Origin of the sequence: Ferrovibrio sp. MS7, from assembly GCF_038404985.1 — a bacterium.
Lineage (GTDB): Bacteria > Pseudomonadota > Alphaproteobacteria > Ferrovibrionales > Ferrovibrionaceae > Ferrovibrio > Ferrovibrio plantarum.
This window is the reverse complement of sequence record NZ_JBBKBA010000002.1, coordinates 621,621-636,870: the sequence shown is the minus strand read 5'-3', so window position 1 is coordinate 636,870 and position 15,250 is coordinate 621,621. Positions and strand designations below refer to the sequence as shown.

Genomic DNA, 15,250 nt, shown 5'->3' with positions numbered 1-15,250 from the left:
CGCCCGGCTTGGCCGTAGCCCCACTACGCCCTGCGCCGGGCTCCTCCTCAAAACGCAAAAGCGCCACGGCGCAGCGATTCAATATGAAGAGGAAACGCTCTAGAACAAGCTCGGCTGCCGGTTGTCCGGCGCACCGCCTTCGATGGCGAGCAGCTTGAGTTTCGTCTCGCGCCCGCCGGGCGCCGAGAAGCCGCCGAGCTTGCAATTGGCGGCGACCACGCGGTGGCAGGGGATGATCACCGGGATCGGATTCTTGCCCAAGGCATAGCCGACCGCGCGGGCATCGCCGTCGGGGCCTGCATCCAGTTCACTGGCAATCGCGCCATAGGTCATGGTTTCGCCGGGCTTCAGCCGGCTGATCACGCCATAGACGCGGCGATGGAAGGCGGGCAGGGCATCGGTATCCAGCGGCACACCGCTGAAATCCACCGACCTGTCGCCGCCCAGCAGGGCCTGGATGCCGGCAATGGCCTTGGCAATAGTCGGCGGCGGCGTTGCCTGTTCTGCACCGGCATGGCGATGCAGCAGGCGGTCGCGGGTTGCATCGCGGCTATATTCCGGCAATTGCACCGCCGCGATGCCGCGTTCGCTCCACAGTATGCCGCAGGGGCCGAGCGCGGTATCGAACACGCAATAGTTCATGGCATCACGACTCAACGATGCGCTTGCGCTGACGGCCGCCCTTGTCTTCGGGCCACACTGGTTTGCCGAGCGGCGAAAGCGGGCGTTCGGCGAATTTGCCGAGCGTGATCAGGCGGTCATACATCACGATGGCGCCGGCAACGCCGACATTGACGCAGAAACTGGTCGGGATCTTGATCACATGGTCGCAGCGCGCGACAAGCTCGGGGCTGAGCGAGCCCTGCTCCGGCCCCAGCACATAGGCGGCGCGCTGCGGATGGCGGAAGCTCGGCAGGTCGACCGCGATGTCGAGCAATTCGATCCCCACCAGCTTGCAGCCTTGCGGCAGTTTCAGGTCGGCGGGTTTGTCGTAGGTATACCAGGGCAGGTTGTCGGGGGTGCGGCTGGTATCGGAGCGGGCGGCATTCACCGAGTAGGCGGCGTCGATGGTGAAGACGAAGCCGGCGCCAAAGGCATGCGCGGTACGGAACAGCGTGCCGGCATTCATCGGCTTGCTCATCCGCTCAGTACCTACGCCGAAAAAGCCACGCATCTCTGGTCCGCCTGTGTCTCAGTGGGTATAAGGAACGCCCGTATATCCAGGGAGGAAGCCATGGCTACCACATTCGGCCCCCTGCCGGCGCCCGGCGCGCGGCCCTTTATCGTCGAGGTTCGCCGGGGCGCGCAAGTGGAAAGCCGCCATGCCGTGGCCGCCGTGGTGGTGGATGCCGCCGGCCATCAGGTTGCCGGCTGGGGCGATGTCGGCATGACGATCTTCCCGCGTTCCTCGAACAAGGCCTTCCAGGCCCTGCCGTTGATTGAGACCGGTGCCGCCGAGGCGGCCGGCTTGAATGATGCCGAAATCGCCATGGCCTGCGCCAGCCATGGCGGCGAGAAACGGCATACCGATACCGTCGCCGCCTGGCTCGGCCGCCTTGGCCTTGACCATACGGTGCTGGAATGCGGTGCCCATTGGCCCTATCACGAGGAAACCGCGCGTGACATCGCCCGCGCTCAGGCACAGCCAACCGCGTTGCAGAACAATTGCTCCGGCAAGCATGCCGGCATGGTGACGGTGGCACGCCATATGGGTGAGCCGTTGCAGGGCTATGTCTCCCCCGATCATCCGGTGCAGCGCCGCGTTACGGCGGCCATTGAGGGTGTCTGCGGCATCAAGATCGCTGCTGATGCCTATGCCACGGATGGTTGCTCGATGCCGACTCTGGCCCTGCCGCTGAATAAGCTGGCGCAGGGCTTCGCACGTTTCATCACCGGGCAGGGCCTTGCGCCCGAACGGGCCAAGGCGGCGCAGCGGCTGGCCAAGGCCGTGCTGGCCGAGCCGTTCTTTGTCGCCGGCACAGGCCGTTTCTGCACCGCCGTGATGCAGGCGGGACGAGGCCGTTTCATCGCCAAGACCGGTGCTGAGGGTGTCTACACGGCGGCGTCGGCCGAACTTGGTATCGGCATCGCGCTCAAGGCGCTGGATGGCACGGCGCGCGCGGCACAGACCGCACTCGGCGGCGTGCTGGAGCATCTCGGCCTACTGGATGAAGCGGCGCACGAAGCAATGCGGCCGCATGTAGAGCCAGTGCTGAGCAACTGGCGCGGTCTGCGCGTCGGCGATATCGGGCTGGAGCCGGGCTTTTAGTTCAGAGCTTTTAGATCAGGGCCGCAGCGATGGCCGCTTCCGCCGCCAGGGCCTGGCGCACATCGCGGCCGGCCTTGGCGGCGAAAGGTTTCGCCAGCCGGATGATCGGCCCGATGCGGCGATGCAGCCGGGCGATCTCGGCGCGCGTTTCCGGCTCGGCGCCCTTCACCAGCCGTTTCGCCACGGCGGGCAGCAAAGGCGCAGCGGCATCCTTGTCATAGCGCGTCAGCGAATAGAGAAACAGCAGCAGGTCGCGCGCCTGGCGCTGCGCCAGATTCATGCCCGGCAGGTCATGGTCCTCAAGATCGAGCAGGCCGGGCTGTCCGTCGCGCCAGGAGAAATTGCGGATCTGCGCACCGCCATGCCATTCGCCCTGGCGGTGCAGGCGCAACAGCAGGTCGGCGCAGGCCTCGATCAGCGCGCGGCGGCGCATCGGGTCGGCTTCCTGGTTCAGCAGCGTCTCGACGCTGGCGCCGCCATCGCCGAGCACCAGCCAGCGCGGTTCCTCGATCACCAAAGCCGGCACCGGCCAGCCATTGGCGGCGAGGTGGCGCAGGGCTATCGCCTCGCTTTTCAGGTTGCCGTCGCGCGGCGGCTTCAGCATGGCGAGGCCAAAGGCCAGGGCGATGCAACGCTGCATGAACACGGAGGAGCGCAGGCGCGGCAGGCCGGGCCGCTTCACCCAGTAGCGCCGGCCGCCATAATCCAGGCTGAACACGCGCTGGCGCGCGGTGGCCGCCATGGCGGCAATGGCGGCATCGAGGCCGGGGGCGGGTACTTGCATGCCTCTAACGGCCGGCGCCGAGGCTTTCCGGCGGCGTGGCTTCGGCCTGCGCCAGGGCAGTGAGCGTCTGCTCAATCACTTCGCGGCCCAAGTCGCGGGTGATGAACACGATCTTGCTGCGGCGGTCCTCGTCGGGCCAGGCCGGAATCGTCGCTGGCGGATGGAACAGGTGCTGCACGCCATGCACCACCACCGGACGGTCGACACCGACCACGTTGATCAGGCCCTTCACGCGCAGCAGGTTGTCGCCGCGATAGGCCGCCAGCAGGTCCAGCCAGGTGGCGAGCGTATTCCACTCGAAGGGTTCGTCGAAGGTGAGACAGAAGGAACCGATCGAGGCATCGTGGCGGTTCACGTCCAGCTTGCCTTCCGCTGTACGCGGGTGGTCATGCTCGTCATGCCCGTGGTCGTGGCCGTGGCCGTGATCATGATCGTGCCCATGGTCATGGTCATGGTGGTGATGATCATGGTCGTGATGATGGTGATCATGATCGTGATGATGATGGTGCCCGCCATAGGCTTCGGCGCGCAGCCAGTTCTGCACATCGTAGCTCTTGCGCGTCGGATCGTAGAGTCCGGCATTGAACAGCTTGTCCGGCTCGATATCGCCTTCCACCACGGTCAGGATCGGCGCACCGGGATTGAGATGTTGCAGCCGGTGGCGCAATTCGCCCACCACCGCCTTGGGCGCCACGTCGGTCTTGCTCAAGACCAGGCGGTCGGCGACGGCGGCCTGCTTCACGGCTTCCATGTGGTTGTCCAGCGTGGCGCTGCCGTTCACGGCATCGACCAGGGTGACGACGCTTTCCAGCCGGAAGCGTTCCGACACCACGGCATCGCTCATCAGGGTGTGCAGCACCGGCGCCGGATCGGCAAGCCCAGTGGTCTCGATCACCACGCGGCGGAACGGCTTCACCGCGCCGCTTTCGCGCTTCTGCATCAGTTCGCGCAGCGTATTCACCAGGTCGCCGCGCACGGTGCAGCACAGGCAGCCCGAGGATAGCAGCACGGTATCCTCGCTGCTGGATGCGATCAGCGCATGGTCGAGGCCGATCTCGCCGAATTCGTTCACGATCACCGCCGTCTCGCCCATCGCCGGATGGCGCAGCAGGCGGTTCAGCAGGGTGCTCTTGCCGGCACCGAGAAAGCCGGTGATGACGGAAACGGGCAGGCGGTGGTCGATCTGGCCAGTGGTCATGGAAATCTCCTTGGCCGTCTATTTCGGGCGAGTTGGCCGCGAAGTCCAGTGCCAGGGGCAGAACCTGTAAGGGGCGCGGGTTGCCTATTGGCACCAGGGCTGCTTGCGCCCGCCATCGTAGCGCCGCGCCAGCCCAGCCTGGATCAGCATTTCGCCGAGATCGGCACTGCCATCGGCATTTTGCACCCGGCCGACGACGCGGCGGCCGTATTTGTCGTGAATCAGGTCGCGCAGCACGATGCGGCCCTGGCTCGCCAGCCAGTCGGTCGCGAAGCGGCTGGCGGCGGCGGCTGCCTCGCGTTCGGCGGCGCAGGGGCTGCGGCGTTCCGGGGTGTCGATCCCCTCGATCCGCACCCGGGTGGTGACGCGCTGGTCGAGCCAGATCAGTGCCACCACTTCCAGGGTGTCGCCATCGATCGCGCGCGCCTGCTCCACTGCCACGGGTCCGCGCAGGGCAGGTTCGCCTATCGCAGCGGCAGGCAGCAGGACGGCCCACACCCATAACAGGCAGAAAGCCGCCGATCTATATATGTTGTATTGTAATGACATCCTAATACGAGAATTATAGGAACGAATGATCCTGTCTTGTTCTCATTCTAAGCCGAATTTGCCTAAAGGCAAGGCTGGCTTGCGCGTAAAAGTCGCGAGTCAGGCCGGGATCAGGTCAGGAAAGGGTCAGAGTACCCAGCGCTTGAGGTCGCTGGGCAGCTCCAGGCGGCGCCACATCCCCTTGAGGTCGGCGACCAGGCCGCCGGGCTTGAGCATGGCGATGATCTGGGCCGGGCTGAGTTTGCGGTAGGCCTCATGCGGCACGGCACCCAGCACGGCATCGAAGCCGCGCAGTTCGTCCAGCTTCGGCGCCAGCATAATGCCGTATTCGTGCTGCGCCTCGTCCGGATCGGCCAGCGGGTCATGCACCGCCACGCGGTGGCCCAGCTTCTCCAGCGCCCGCACCAGGTCGGCGACCTTGGAATTGCGCAGGTCCGGCACGTCTTCCTTGAAGGTGAGGCCCAGCACCAGCACGCGGCCCGGCCCCTTGATATGGCTATGCACCTGGTCGGCGACGAAGCCGCTCATGCCGTCGTTGATGGCGCGGCCAGACAGGATGATGCGCGGATCATGGCCCAGTTCCTGGGCGCGATGCGCCAGGTAATAGGGATCGACGCCGATGCAATGGCCGCCAACCAGGCCGGGCTGGAATTTGAGGAAGTTCCACTTGGTGCCGGCGGCCTCCAGCACGTCATGGGTCGAGATTCCGAGCTTGCCGAAGATCATGGCAATCTCATTCATGAAGGCGATGTTGATATCGCGCTGCGCGTTCTCGATCACCTTGGCAGCTTCCGCCGTCTTGATCGTCGGCGCCAGGTGGATGCCGCCCGAGGTGACGCGGCCATAGACCTCGGCCAGCATTGCGGCAATGGCCCCGTTCTCGCCTGCCACCACCTTGGTGATCTTGTCGACGGTATGCACCTTGTCGCCGGGATTGATGCGTTCCGGTGAGTAGCCGAGGAAGAAATCCTCGCTCTGCTTCAGGCCGCTCAATTCGGCCAGGATCGGGCCGCAGACATCCTCGGTGACGCCGGGATAGACCGTGCTTTCGAATACCACCACAGCATTCTTGGCCATGGCGGCACCGACGCTGCGCGAGGCCGAGCGGACGGGGCCGAGATCGGGCTTGTTGTCGGCATCCACCGGGGTCGGCACGGTGACGATGTAAAGGTCCTTGGCCTTGATCGCGGCAGCCTCGGCGGTCAGCGTCAGAGTGTTCGCCACTGCCTGCAGCGCTTCAGGCTCGATCTCGCGGGTACGATCCTCGCCGCGCTGCAATTCAGCCACCCGGTTCTTGTCGATATCGAAGCCGATCACCGGGAAATGCCGCGCCAGCGCCACGGCCAGCGGCAGGCCGACATAGCCGAGGCCGACAACGACGATGCTGCGGGGAAGCGGATGCGAGGCGGTCACGGCTTTAGGGTTCCGGGATCAGGGAAGAAAAGGGGGTGGCTGTGGGTAGCCCGCCCACCCCCCGGTGTCAATTGCCCCGGAGATACCATGGGGCATGCGGGGGGCTTGAACCCCAGGGAGTATTGACCGGGGGGGTGGACCGGGTTAGTTCCGGACATGGCCCGCCGCCTGCTCATCATCGTCCACGAGGCGCTGTTCTTCACCACCCACCGTCTGCCGGTGGGGCGTGCCATGCGCCAGCATGGCTGGGAAGTACATGTCGCGGCGCCGCCGGACCCGGAAATCACCGCCCGGCTAGAGGCGGAAGGCTTCATCCTGCACCCGATCCCGCTGGCCCGCGGCGGCAAGAACCCGCTGGCCGAGCTGCGCCTGGTGGCGGCGCTCTACGGCATGATCCGCCGCATCCAGCCGCTGCTGGTGCATCATGTGTCGATGAAGCCGGTGATCTGGGGCGGCATGGCCAGCCGGCTCGCCAATGTCCCCGCCGCGATCCATGCCATCACCGGCCTCGGCTTCGTGTTCATCCGCCAGGATTTCAAGGCGCGGCTGCTGCGCCTTGTGATCCGCGCGCTCTATGGCTTCGCACTGGCGCACCGGAACGGCTACGCGATTTTCCAGAACCCGGACGACCTCGGCCTGTTCGAGCAGAATGGCATGGTGCAGCCCGGGCGCTGGTGCATGATCAAGGGCTGCGGCGTCGACATGCGCGGCTTCCCCGCTCAAGCAGAGCCCCAAGGCGAACTGCCGGTGGTGATGTTTCCGGCGCGGCTCCTGGGCGACAAGGGCGTCAATGAATTCACCGGCGCCGCCGCGATCCTGCGCCAGCAAGGTGTGAAGGCACGCTTCGTGCTGGTCGGCCGCCGCGATCCGGATAACCCCACCGATATCGGCGAGGCCAGGCTGCAACAGTGGATCGACAGCGGCCTGGTGGAATACTGGGGCTATTCCACCAACATGGCCGCCAGCCTGGCGCAGGCCAACCTGATCGTGATGCCGAGCTACCGCGAAGGCTTGCCGCGCGGCCTGATCGAGGCGGCGGCGACGCAGCGTGCCATCATCACCGCCGATGTGCCGGGCTGCCGCGAAGTGGTGCGGCATGAGGAGAACGGCCTGCTGGTGCCGGTGCGCGACACGGTGGCGACGGCTGCGGCGATGCGCCGGCTGATCGAGGATGCGGCCCTGCGCCAGCGCCTTGCCGCACGCGGCCGCCAGATTGCCGAGAGCGAATTCTCCGTCGAGCATTTCGTCACCGAGAGCCTCAAGGCCTATGACGTGGTGCTGCGGCCATTAGGGCAACAGGTGGAGCCGTGATCGAACCGACCTGGCCCTTTGCGCTTGGTTTCGGCCTGCTGGCGGCCATCGGCACCATGCTGCTGCTGGTGCCGCTGATCATCTGGCTCAAGACCCGCGCCGTGCTCGATATGCCCAACGCGCGATCCAGCCACACCGAGCCGACGCCGCGTGGCGGCGGCATTGCCGTGGTGGCGATTATTCTCGCCCTGGGCCTGCCCTGGATCACTCTGGCCGAGCAATGGGGCCAGGGCATGCTGCTGGTCGGCATGCTGGTGCTGGCTTTGCTGTTCTGGTTCGACGACCGCCTGAAGGGTCTGCCGATCCTGCTGCGCATGGGCGCGCAGGCGCTGGCCGTGGCGCTGGTGCTCGGGCAGTTGCCGGCGGAAGCGACGGTGACGCAAGGACTGGTGCCGCTGTGGTTCGAGCGTCTGGTCTGCTTCCTCGCCTGGCTATGGTTCGTCAACCTGTTCAATTTCATGGATGGCATCAACGGCATCACCGGCATCGAGATGGCCGGCATCGGCATCGGTCTGGCGGCCTGCGGCTGGCTTGCCGGTTTCGGCGGCGGCTATGCCGGCCTGGCGCTGATCGTGGCTGGCGCCGGACTCGGTTTTCTGCGCCGCAATTGGGGCAGGGCAGATGTCTTCATGGGCGATGTCGGCTCGGTGCCGGTCGGTTTCCTGCTCGGCGGCCTGCTGTTGCAGGCGGCGCTCAGCGGCCTCTGGGCGGCGGCGATCATCCTGCCGCTGTATTACTGGGTGGATGCTACCTTCACGCTGCTGAAGCGTGCGCTGCGTGGTGAGAAATTCTGGCAGGCGCATCGCCAGCATTTCTATCAGCAGGCTGCGCGCAAGGCCGGCGCCCATGCCCCGGTGGCGGCGAAGATCGGCGGCCTCAATCTGGCGCTGATCCTGCTGGCGCTGGCGGCGCAAATAGGGCCGCAACCGTGGTCGACGGTGGCGGCCCTGCTGCTCGGCCTGCTGTTCGTGCTGGCGCTCTGCCGGCACTTCCAGGAATAAGAAACTAACCGCGCGCGATCAGTTCGTACTGCTTCACCAGCGCCTCGGCCTGGCGGATCGAGGCGATGTCGATCAGCTTGCCATCCAGCGCCACGGCGCCAAGGCCATCGGCCTGCGCCTTGGCCATGGCTTCCAGGATGCGGCGTGCCTTGGCCACTTCCGCTTCCGGCGGCGTGTAGACCTCGTTGGCCAGCGGAATCTGGCTCGGATGAATCGCCCACTTTCCTTCGCAGCCGAGGATCGCGGCACGGTTAGCCTGCGCCTTGTAGCCTTCGGCATCGGAGAAATCGCCGAACGGGCCGTCGATCGGGCGGATGCCGTTGGCGCGCGCCGCCACCACCATGCGGGCAATGGCGTAATGCCACATGTCGCCCCAGAAATAGTCGCGCGGCTTGTCGCCGTCCTTGTCGGTCAGCACGCCATAGAGCGCATTCGGGCCGCCGATCGAAGTGGTGCGGGCGCGGGTCGAGGCAGCATAATCGGCAACGCCGAAATGCAGGCTTTCGAGGCGCGGCGAGGCGGCGGCGATCTCGTTGATATTCTGCATGCCAAGCGCGGTCTCGATGATCGCTTCGATACCGATGCGGCGGGTGAAGCCCTTGGCGGTCTCGATCTGGGTCAGCAGCATGTCGACGGCATAGATATCGGCCGCTGTGCCCACCTTCGGCACCATGATCAGGTGCAGCTTGTCGCCGGCCTGCTCCACCACGTCGACGACGTCGCGGTACATGTAATGGGTATCCAGGCCGTTGATGCGCACGCTCAGGGTCTTGGTGCCCCAGTCGATGTCATGCAGCGCCTGCACAATATTCTTTCGCGCCTGTGGCTTGTCGTCCGGGGCGACCGCGTCCTCAAGGTCCAGGAACACCACATCGGCGGCGGATTTAGCAGCCTTTTCAAACAGTTTGACGCTGGAGCCAGGCACCGCCAGCTCGCAACGGTTAAGCCTCGGCGTGGTCTGGGTTACGGTCTTGAAGCTCATGGTGGCTGCCTCTCCCTGCTGCTCTGCTGCAACTGCTAACTAACCGGCAGGGCCTTGGCAAGAGCTATCCGCTAGGTGCCGTGGCGTCCCTTCGCCAGCGGGTGATGGTCCTGCACCAGGGCCTGTTTCCGCGATTCCAGCACATGCGTGTAGATTTGCGTGGTGCTGATATCGGCATGGCCGAGCATCTTCTGCACGGCGCGCAGATCGGCGCCATGGGCTAGCAGATGGCTGGCGAAGGCATGGCGCAGCACATGTGGCGATACTTTCGCAGTATTGATGCCGGCGGCGGCGGCCAGCTCCTTCAGCAACTGGCCGAAACGCTGCCGCGTCAGGTGGCCGCTTTCGCCGCGTGATGGGAACAGCCAGGGCGAGAGCTGTTTCGGCGCCAGGAATTCGCCGCGCCAGTCCTGCACATAGTCGCGGATCGCGGCGCGCGCCACCTCGCTTAGCGGCACCAGGCGTTCCTTGTTGCCCTTGCCGCGCACCAGCAGGAAACGCTGGTCGTCGCCAAACGGCGGGAAGCGCAGGCCGACCAGCTCGCTCACCCGCAGTCCGGTGGCATAGAGGATTTCCAGCAACGCCGTGAGCCGCGCGCTTTCCGCCGGGTCCTCGCGCTGGTGCCTCACCTGCGCCAGCAGCAGTTCGACTTCCGCCTCGCTCAATATTTTCGGCAGCGGCCGGCCGCGCTTTGGCGCATCGAGCAGCGCGGAGGGATCATCCTCGCGAATGCCTTCAGACGCCATGAACTTGAAGAATTGCCGCAAGGCCGAAAGCCTCCGTGCCGCCGTGGCCGGCTTCAACCCGGCATCGCTCAAGCTTTGCGCATAGGCGCGCAGGATTTCGATGCCGACGCTCTGCGGGGCGGCTTCGCGCGTGGTGAGGAAGCCGGCGAAATCGGCCAGGTCGTTGGCATAGGCTTCCAGCGTGTTCTTCGCCAGGCCGCGCTCGGCGCCGAGCATTTCGAGGAAGGCCTCGATATGCCGCTGGGCGCGCATTGTGGGTGGGGCAGGCGTCAGAGGCCGCGCAGCAGCGCTGCTTCCAACGCCAGTGCGCGCACTTCCGCGTCGAGCTTCAGCCGCTTCAGCGCGCCGAATGCCGTCGCCAGCATCGCTGGATCATCCTTGGCGAGATTATCCCCCAGCAGGATCAGTGCCAGGGCGACGGTTTCGGCCTTGGCATTGGCTTCCGAGGCGCGCAGCAGATTGCGCCAGTAGGCAACCGGCGGGTTGCTGCTGCTGGTTTCAAGCCCGGGCTGGATCATCGCCTGCCAGGTTTCCGCCGGCACCGGCACGCCACTGGCTTCGGCCAGGATCAGCACCAGTGCCTGCAGTGCGGCCTTGCGCTGCGGCGGCAGGTTTTTCAGCGTCTCGCTCCAGGCCTGGAACTGCGCTTCCGGCCAGGCTGTCGGCGGCTCCACCAATACCAGCAGAGGCCAGGTCTGTGCCGCAATGGTGGTCAATGCCGGATCGGTCTGGCTCAGCAGGCTGTTGCGCCATAGCCGCGCGGTGCCGGTTTCGCCCGCCGCCAGGGCCAGGCGGATCACCGCCGGAGCAGCGCTCAAGCTTTCCGGTTCGGCCGGCAGGTCGCGCAATGTCTCGCGCAGCACGACAGCGCTCATGAACAGGGTGCCGCGCGCAGCGGCGAGCTCATAGACGCGCTTCAGCGCCTCGGCGCGCTTCGGGCCAGATGCGTTGAGTTCGCGCGCCTGCTGGAACAGGAAGGCGGCAGCACGGGCGCCTTTCAGTTTGCCGGCAAGAATATCGGCACGCTGTGCTTCGGTGATTTCAAGCTGGGTATAGGCGCTGATGAGCCGCTGCGGCGGAATGGCACCAAGCGCCACGCCGATACCGAGCGCGTTCAACCGCATCTCGGGATCAAGCTCGGGCAGGTCGGCGATGGCGGCAAGCGTGCCGGCCGGGGCAATTTCGATGGAACCTGGCGGCAGCGGGCGCTTGGTCTCGCGCAGCATCGCCACAATCAGCGGATCGACATGCGCCAGTTTCTCGACTTTCACGCGGCTGTCGCCGCCCATGATGGCCGCCAGCGCCTGGAAGGCGGTGTCCTCGCCGCCCTGGTCGCGCCACAGGCTCAGCGCCAGTTCACCGCTGGCGGTCTCACCGTTCTTGAAGCGGCAGAACACCGCCACCCGCAGCCAGGCCGCTTCGGAGGGTTCTTCCGCCAGCGCACGGGCGCCAAGCGGGCAGGCGGCGGCAATATCATGCTTCTGCAGCGCCAGATTGATCGGCAGCGCGGTGAAGATGCGGTCGCGCAATGCTTGCGGTTTCGGCACACCGAGATCAGCGGCTTCCGCATTCAGGCCGAGGCGGTAGAGCTGGCGCACGCGCAGGCCGAGCAGGCTGTTCTCACCGCTCGTCTGGCCAGCAGGTACTTCCGCCGCTGTCAGCAGCAGGCGGCGCTGCAATTGCCGCAATGTCGGCGAGGCGATAGGTGCCGGCAGCAGGCCGATCACGCGCTCCGCCTGGGCGCGGCTGGTGCCGGCCCACATCTTGATGCCAAGGCCGCCATTGTCGTCGCCGAGCAGGCCGGCGCTGGACGGATCGGGCGCGCTCAGGGTTTCCACCGCCACCACGCCGCCCTTCGGCACAGCCGTGCCACCAGGAGCGCCAGCAGGGGCCCCGGCGGGCGGCACGTTAGTCTGCTGTACAGGCGTCTGCTGTACGGGTGCCGGCTGAGCAGCCGCCGGCTGTTCCGGCTTCTGCTCCTCCTGCGCCTGATTCTGGCTCTGGTTCTGCGGCGGCGCTGCCGGCGTAAGGCGCACTGGCTGCGCCAGGGCGGTGCCGGCCAGGGCAAGAAGAAACGGGATGCTGAGGGCGGCCAGCCGGCGCATGATTATTTCCCGAGCCTGTCGTTGGGGATGACCTTTTCGACCTTGGATTTCGGTGCCGGAATGTCCCAGGTGGCGAGGAAAATGCCGCCGCCCACTACCAGCAGCACCAGAAGGGCAAGGAAAATCGCAAGAAGGCGGCTCATGAAATCCTCGGATACGTGCGCAAACAGGGCCAGCCGCGTTTGAATTGCCAGCCGGTTACAGTATTCTACCGGCCCGGCCAGGGTATCGCAATTGGGCGCCATGCCTGGCTGGCCGCTTTGTCGTTTCCAGCCGACCTGTTGTCCGGCTGCGGCCGGCGTGAACCAGAGGGTGTTGTGCAACCGATTGTTCCCGTACCGCTGAAGAGTCTGGTCCTGGTCGGCTTGATGGGGGCGGGAAAGAGTTCGGTTGGCAAGCGCCTGGCGTCACGCCTCGGGCTGCCGTTCTTCGATGCCGATACCGAGATCGAGAAAGCCGCCGGCGCCAGCATCCCGGATATTTTCGCCGAGCATGGCGAACCCGCCTTCCGCGATGGCGAGCGCCGCGTCATCGCCCGGCTGCTGGAGCAATCGCCAATCGTGCTGGCCACCGGCGGCGGCGCCTTCATGAATGCCGAGACCCGCGCCCGCATCAAGGAGCGTGGCCTGTCGATCTGGCTCAAGGCGGAACTCGATGTGCTGGTGAAGCGCTGCTCCCGGCGCGGCAACCGGCCGCTGCTGGCTGGCGGCGACATGCGTGCCGTGCTCTCCCGCCTGATGGACGAGCGCTACCCGGTCTATGCCGATGCCGATATCACCGTGCTCACCGGCGATGGCCCGCATGAAGGCGTGGTCGAGCGCATCATTGCCACCTTGCCGCCTGGCTATGTCAGGCCGGTAACCGAGACTGCTGGAGATTGATGGCGCCATGGCCGCTTCCCACCGCATCCGTGTCGAACTCGGCCAGCGTGGCTATGATATCCATGTCGGTGCCGGGCTGATTGCCCAGGCTGGCGCGTTGATAAAGCCGATCCTGCGCCGCCCGTTCACGGTGATCGTGACGGATGAGAATGTCGCGCCGCATCGCCTGGCGCCGCTGCAGGCGGCGCTCGACGCCGCCGGCATCCAGCACAAATCCGTGATCCTGCCGCCGGGCGAGGGGCAGAAAAGCTTTGCCGGCCTGGAGCGCGTCTGCACTGCGCTGCTCAGCCACAAGGTGGAGCGCCGCGACCACGTTATTGCACTTGGCGGCGGCGTGATTGGCGATCTGGTCGGCTTCGCCTGCTCGATCCTGCGCCGCGGCGTCGATTTCATCCAGATTCCCACCACATTGCTGTCGCAGGTCGATAGCAGTGTCGGCGGCAAGACCGCGATCAATGCGCCGCAGGGCAAGAACCTGATCGGCGCCTTCCACCAGCCGCGCCTGGTGCTGGCCGATATCGATGCGCTGGACACACTGCCCTTGCGCGAACTCCGTGCCGGCTATGCCGAAGTTGTGAAATACGGCCTGCTCGGCGATGCCGATTTCTTCGCCTGGCTTGAGGCCAATGGCGCCGCATTGCTCGCCGGCGACAAGGCGCTGCGTGCCGAGGCCGTGGCGCGCTGTTGCGCCCATAAGGCGCGCATCGTCGCGGCTGATGAGCGTGAGGAAGGCGAGCGTGCGCTGCTCAATCTGGGCCACACTTTCGGCCATGCGCTGGAGGCCGAGACTGGCTATTCCGCGCGGCTGCTGCATGGCGAGGGCGTTGCCATCGGCATGGTGCTGGCTTTCCAGCTTTCCGGCCGGCTCGGTCTGTGCGATCCGGCGCTGGCCGCCCGCGTGCAGCGCCATCTTGATCTGAGCGGCCTGCCGGCACGGCTCGCGGCGGTGGATGGCGCGCAGAATTTCACTGTTGAAGTGCTGCTACACCACATGCAGCAGGACAAGAAAGTGCAGGACGGCAAGCTGGTCTTCATCCTGGCGGAAGCCATTGGCCGCGCCGTGCAGCGCAACGATGTCGCCCCGGCGGCGGTGAGCGCATTGCTGGCGGATGAATTGGCGCCGGCGAGGCAAGCAGCCGGCGCATGAGGGGACGGCTGCTCCGGCTTGCCCGTCTGTTGCGCTGGCTGCGCCCGCGCAAGCGCGGCGACCGACCGCCGCCGCCCGAACCGCCCACCGCCACCGATGTGCTGCGCAGCCAACTTGAGCAGCACGCTGCCCAGGGCAGCCTGGTCAAGCTCGAACGCGACATGCTCGGCTCGATCCTCGATCTCGACGAGGTGCCGATCGGCGATGTGATGGTGCACCGGCGCAAGATGGAAATGCTGGATGCCAGCCTGCCGCCGGCGGAGATCGTGGCGCAGGTGCTGGAATCGAGCCATACCCGCATCCCGGTCTGGCGCGACGAGCCGGAGAATGTCATCGGCGTGCTGCATGCCAAGACATTGCTGCGTGAACTGCATGCGCTGCATTTCGAGATCGAGAAGCTGGATCTGAAGCCGCTGCTGCTCGAACCCTGGTTCGTGCCGGAAACCACCACGCTCCGCGAACAGCTCAACGCGTTTCGCCAGCGCCGCGCCCATTTCGCACTGGTGGTGGATGAATACGGCGCCATCCTCGGCCTGGTTACGCTGGAAGACATTCTGGAAGAGATCGTTGGCGATATCCGCGACGAGCATGACCGGCCCAAGCGGGTCTACCGCCGCCAGGCCGATGGTTCGGTGCTGGTCGATGGCACGGCAACCATTCGCCAGCTCAACCGGCAATTCGACTGGCATCTGCCCGACGAGCATGCCACCACAATCGCCGGCCTGGTGCTGCATGAAGCCCAGGTGATCCCGGAGGCCGGGCAGGTTTTTGTGTTTCACGATTTCCGTTTCGAGGTGCTGCGCCGCCAGCGCAACCAGATCACGGTATTGAAAATCGCGCCGCTGCGCTCCGAGGATTAGCGGC

Annotated in this window: 16 protein-coding genes; 6 read left to right on the top strand and 10 right to left on the bottom strand. The window is 65.9% G+C overall.

Annotated features, from left to right (window positions below):
• Nucleotides 1-99 precede the first annotated feature (99 nt).
• Nucleotides 100-657 carry a methylated-DNA--[protein]-cysteine S-methyltransferase gene (locus V6B08_RS16255; protein WP_341982763.1) on the bottom strand — a complete coding sequence of 186 codons (558 nt, stop codon included), beginning with the start codon at nt 655-657 and terminating at the stop codon, nt 100-102.
• Nucleotides 647-1,174 carry an RNA methyltransferase gene (locus V6B08_RS16250; RefSeq protein ID WP_341982760.1) on the bottom strand — a complete coding sequence of 176 codons (528 nt, stop codon included), beginning with the start codon at nt 1,172-1,174 and terminating at the stop codon, nt 647-649. The genes V6B08_RS16255 and V6B08_RS16250 overlap by 11 nt, the downstream gene beginning before the upstream one ends.
• A gap of 60 nt (nt 1,175-1,234) precedes the next feature.
• Between V6B08_RS16250 and V6B08_RS16245 the strand changes: the two genes are divergently transcribed.
• Nucleotides 1,235-2,269, top strand: a complete 1,035-nt coding sequence (locus V6B08_RS16245) for an asparaginase (RefSeq protein ID WP_341982759.1) — start codon at nt 1,235-1,237, stop codon at nt 2,267-2,269.
• 10 nt (nt 2,270-2,279) lie between these two features.
• On the opposite strand, the gene V6B08_RS16240 is transcribed toward V6B08_RS16245, so the two are convergent.
• The 4 genes from V6B08_RS16240 to V6B08_RS16225 all read right to left on the bottom strand — a co-directional run bounded on the left by V6B08_RS16240 (nt 2,280) and on the right by V6B08_RS16225 (nt 6,213).
• Complete coding sequence (locus tag V6B08_RS16240) at nt 2,280-3,053, bottom strand: BUD32 family EKC/KEOPS complex subunit (protein WP_341982757.1); 774 nt, start codon at nt 3,051-3,053, stop codon at nt 2,280-2,282.
• Nucleotides 3,054-3,057: 4 nt separating this feature from the next.
• Nucleotides 3,058-4,251, bottom strand: a complete 1,194-nt coding sequence (locus V6B08_RS16235) for a CobW family GTP-binding protein (RefSeq protein ID WP_341982755.1) — start codon at nt 4,249-4,251, stop codon at nt 3,058-3,060.
• A gap of 84 nt (nt 4,252-4,335) precedes the next feature.
• Nucleotides 4,336-4,686 (bottom strand): thermonuclease family protein, encoded by a 351-nt coding sequence (locus V6B08_RS16230; RefSeq protein WP_341982753.1) that lies wholly within the window; start codon nt 4,684-4,686, stop codon nt 4,336-4,338.
• A 240-nt stretch (nt 4,687-4,926) separates the two neighbouring features.
• Entirely contained in the window at nt 4,927-6,213 is a 1,287-nt protein-coding gene (locus tag V6B08_RS16225; protein WP_341982751.1) for a nucleotide sugar dehydrogenase, read from the bottom strand.
• Nucleotides 6,214-6,369: 156 nt separating this feature from the next.
• On the opposite strand from V6B08_RS16225, the gene V6B08_RS16220 reads away from it, so the two are divergent.
• On the top strand, nt 6,370-7,524 hold the full coding sequence (locus tag V6B08_RS16220; protein ID WP_341982749.1) for a glycosyltransferase family 4 protein: 1,155 nt from the start codon (nt 6,370-6,372) through the stop codon (nt 7,522-7,524).
• A complete protein-coding gene (locus V6B08_RS16215; RefSeq protein WP_341982747.1) occupies nt 7,521-8,525 on the top strand; it encodes an MraY family glycosyltransferase in 1,005 nt (334 codons plus the stop codon). The genes V6B08_RS16220 and V6B08_RS16215 overlap by 4 nt, the downstream gene beginning before the upstream one ends.
• 4 nt (nt 8,526-8,529) lie before the next feature.
• Here V6B08_RS16215 and V6B08_RS16210 read toward each other — a convergent pair whose 3' ends face one another.
• The 4 genes from V6B08_RS16210 to V6B08_RS16195 all read right to left on the bottom strand — a co-directional run bounded on the left by V6B08_RS16210 (nt 8,530) and on the right by V6B08_RS16195 (nt 12,681).
• The gene (locus tag V6B08_RS16210; protein WP_341982745.1) at nt 8,530-9,507 is read right to left on the bottom strand and encodes an HpcH/HpaI aldolase/citrate lyase family protein; all 978 of its coding nucleotides are present in this window, start codon (nt 9,505-9,507) and stop codon (nt 8,530-8,532) included.
• A 71-nt stretch (nt 9,508-9,578) separates the two neighbouring features.
• On the bottom strand, nt 9,579-10,505 hold the full coding sequence (gene xerD / locus V6B08_RS16205) for a site-specific tyrosine recombinase XerD (protein ID WP_341982743.1): 927 nt from the start codon (nt 10,503-10,505) through the stop codon (nt 9,579-9,581).
• Nucleotides 10,506-10,522: 17 nt separating this feature from the next.
• On the bottom strand, nt 10,523-12,358 hold the full coding sequence (locus tag V6B08_RS16200; RefSeq protein ID WP_341982741.1) for a hypothetical protein: 1,836 nt from the start codon (nt 12,356-12,358) through the stop codon (nt 10,523-10,525).
• A 2-nt stretch (nt 12,359-12,360) separates the two neighbouring features.
• Nucleotides 12,361-12,681, bottom strand: coding sequence for a hypothetical protein (locus V6B08_RS16195; RefSeq protein ID WP_341982739.1), 321 nt, complete (start codon nt 12,679-12,681; stop codon nt 12,361-12,363).
• On the opposite strand from V6B08_RS16195, the gene V6B08_RS16190 reads away from it, so the two are divergent.
• From V6B08_RS16190 to V6B08_RS16180, 3 genes are read left to right on the top strand one after another with little or no spacing between them, the layout of a single operon-like run.
• Nucleotides 12,676-13,239, top strand: coding sequence for a shikimate kinase (locus tag V6B08_RS16190; RefSeq protein ID WP_341982737.1), 564 nt, complete (start codon nt 12,676-12,678; stop codon nt 13,237-13,239). The genes V6B08_RS16195 and V6B08_RS16190 overlap by 6 nt on opposite strands.
• A 7-nt stretch (nt 13,240-13,246) precedes the next feature.
• Nucleotides 13,247-14,386, top strand: a complete 1,140-nt coding sequence (gene aroB / locus V6B08_RS16185) for a 3-dehydroquinate synthase (RefSeq protein WP_341982735.1) — start codon at nt 13,247-13,249, stop codon at nt 14,384-14,386.
• Complete coding sequence (locus tag V6B08_RS16180) at nt 14,383-15,246, top strand: transporter associated domain-containing protein (protein WP_341982733.1); 864 nt, start codon at nt 14,383-14,385, stop codon at nt 15,244-15,246. The genes aroB and V6B08_RS16180 overlap by 4 nt, the downstream gene beginning before the upstream one ends.
• The last annotated feature ends 4 nt before the right edge of the window (nt 15,247-15,250 follow it).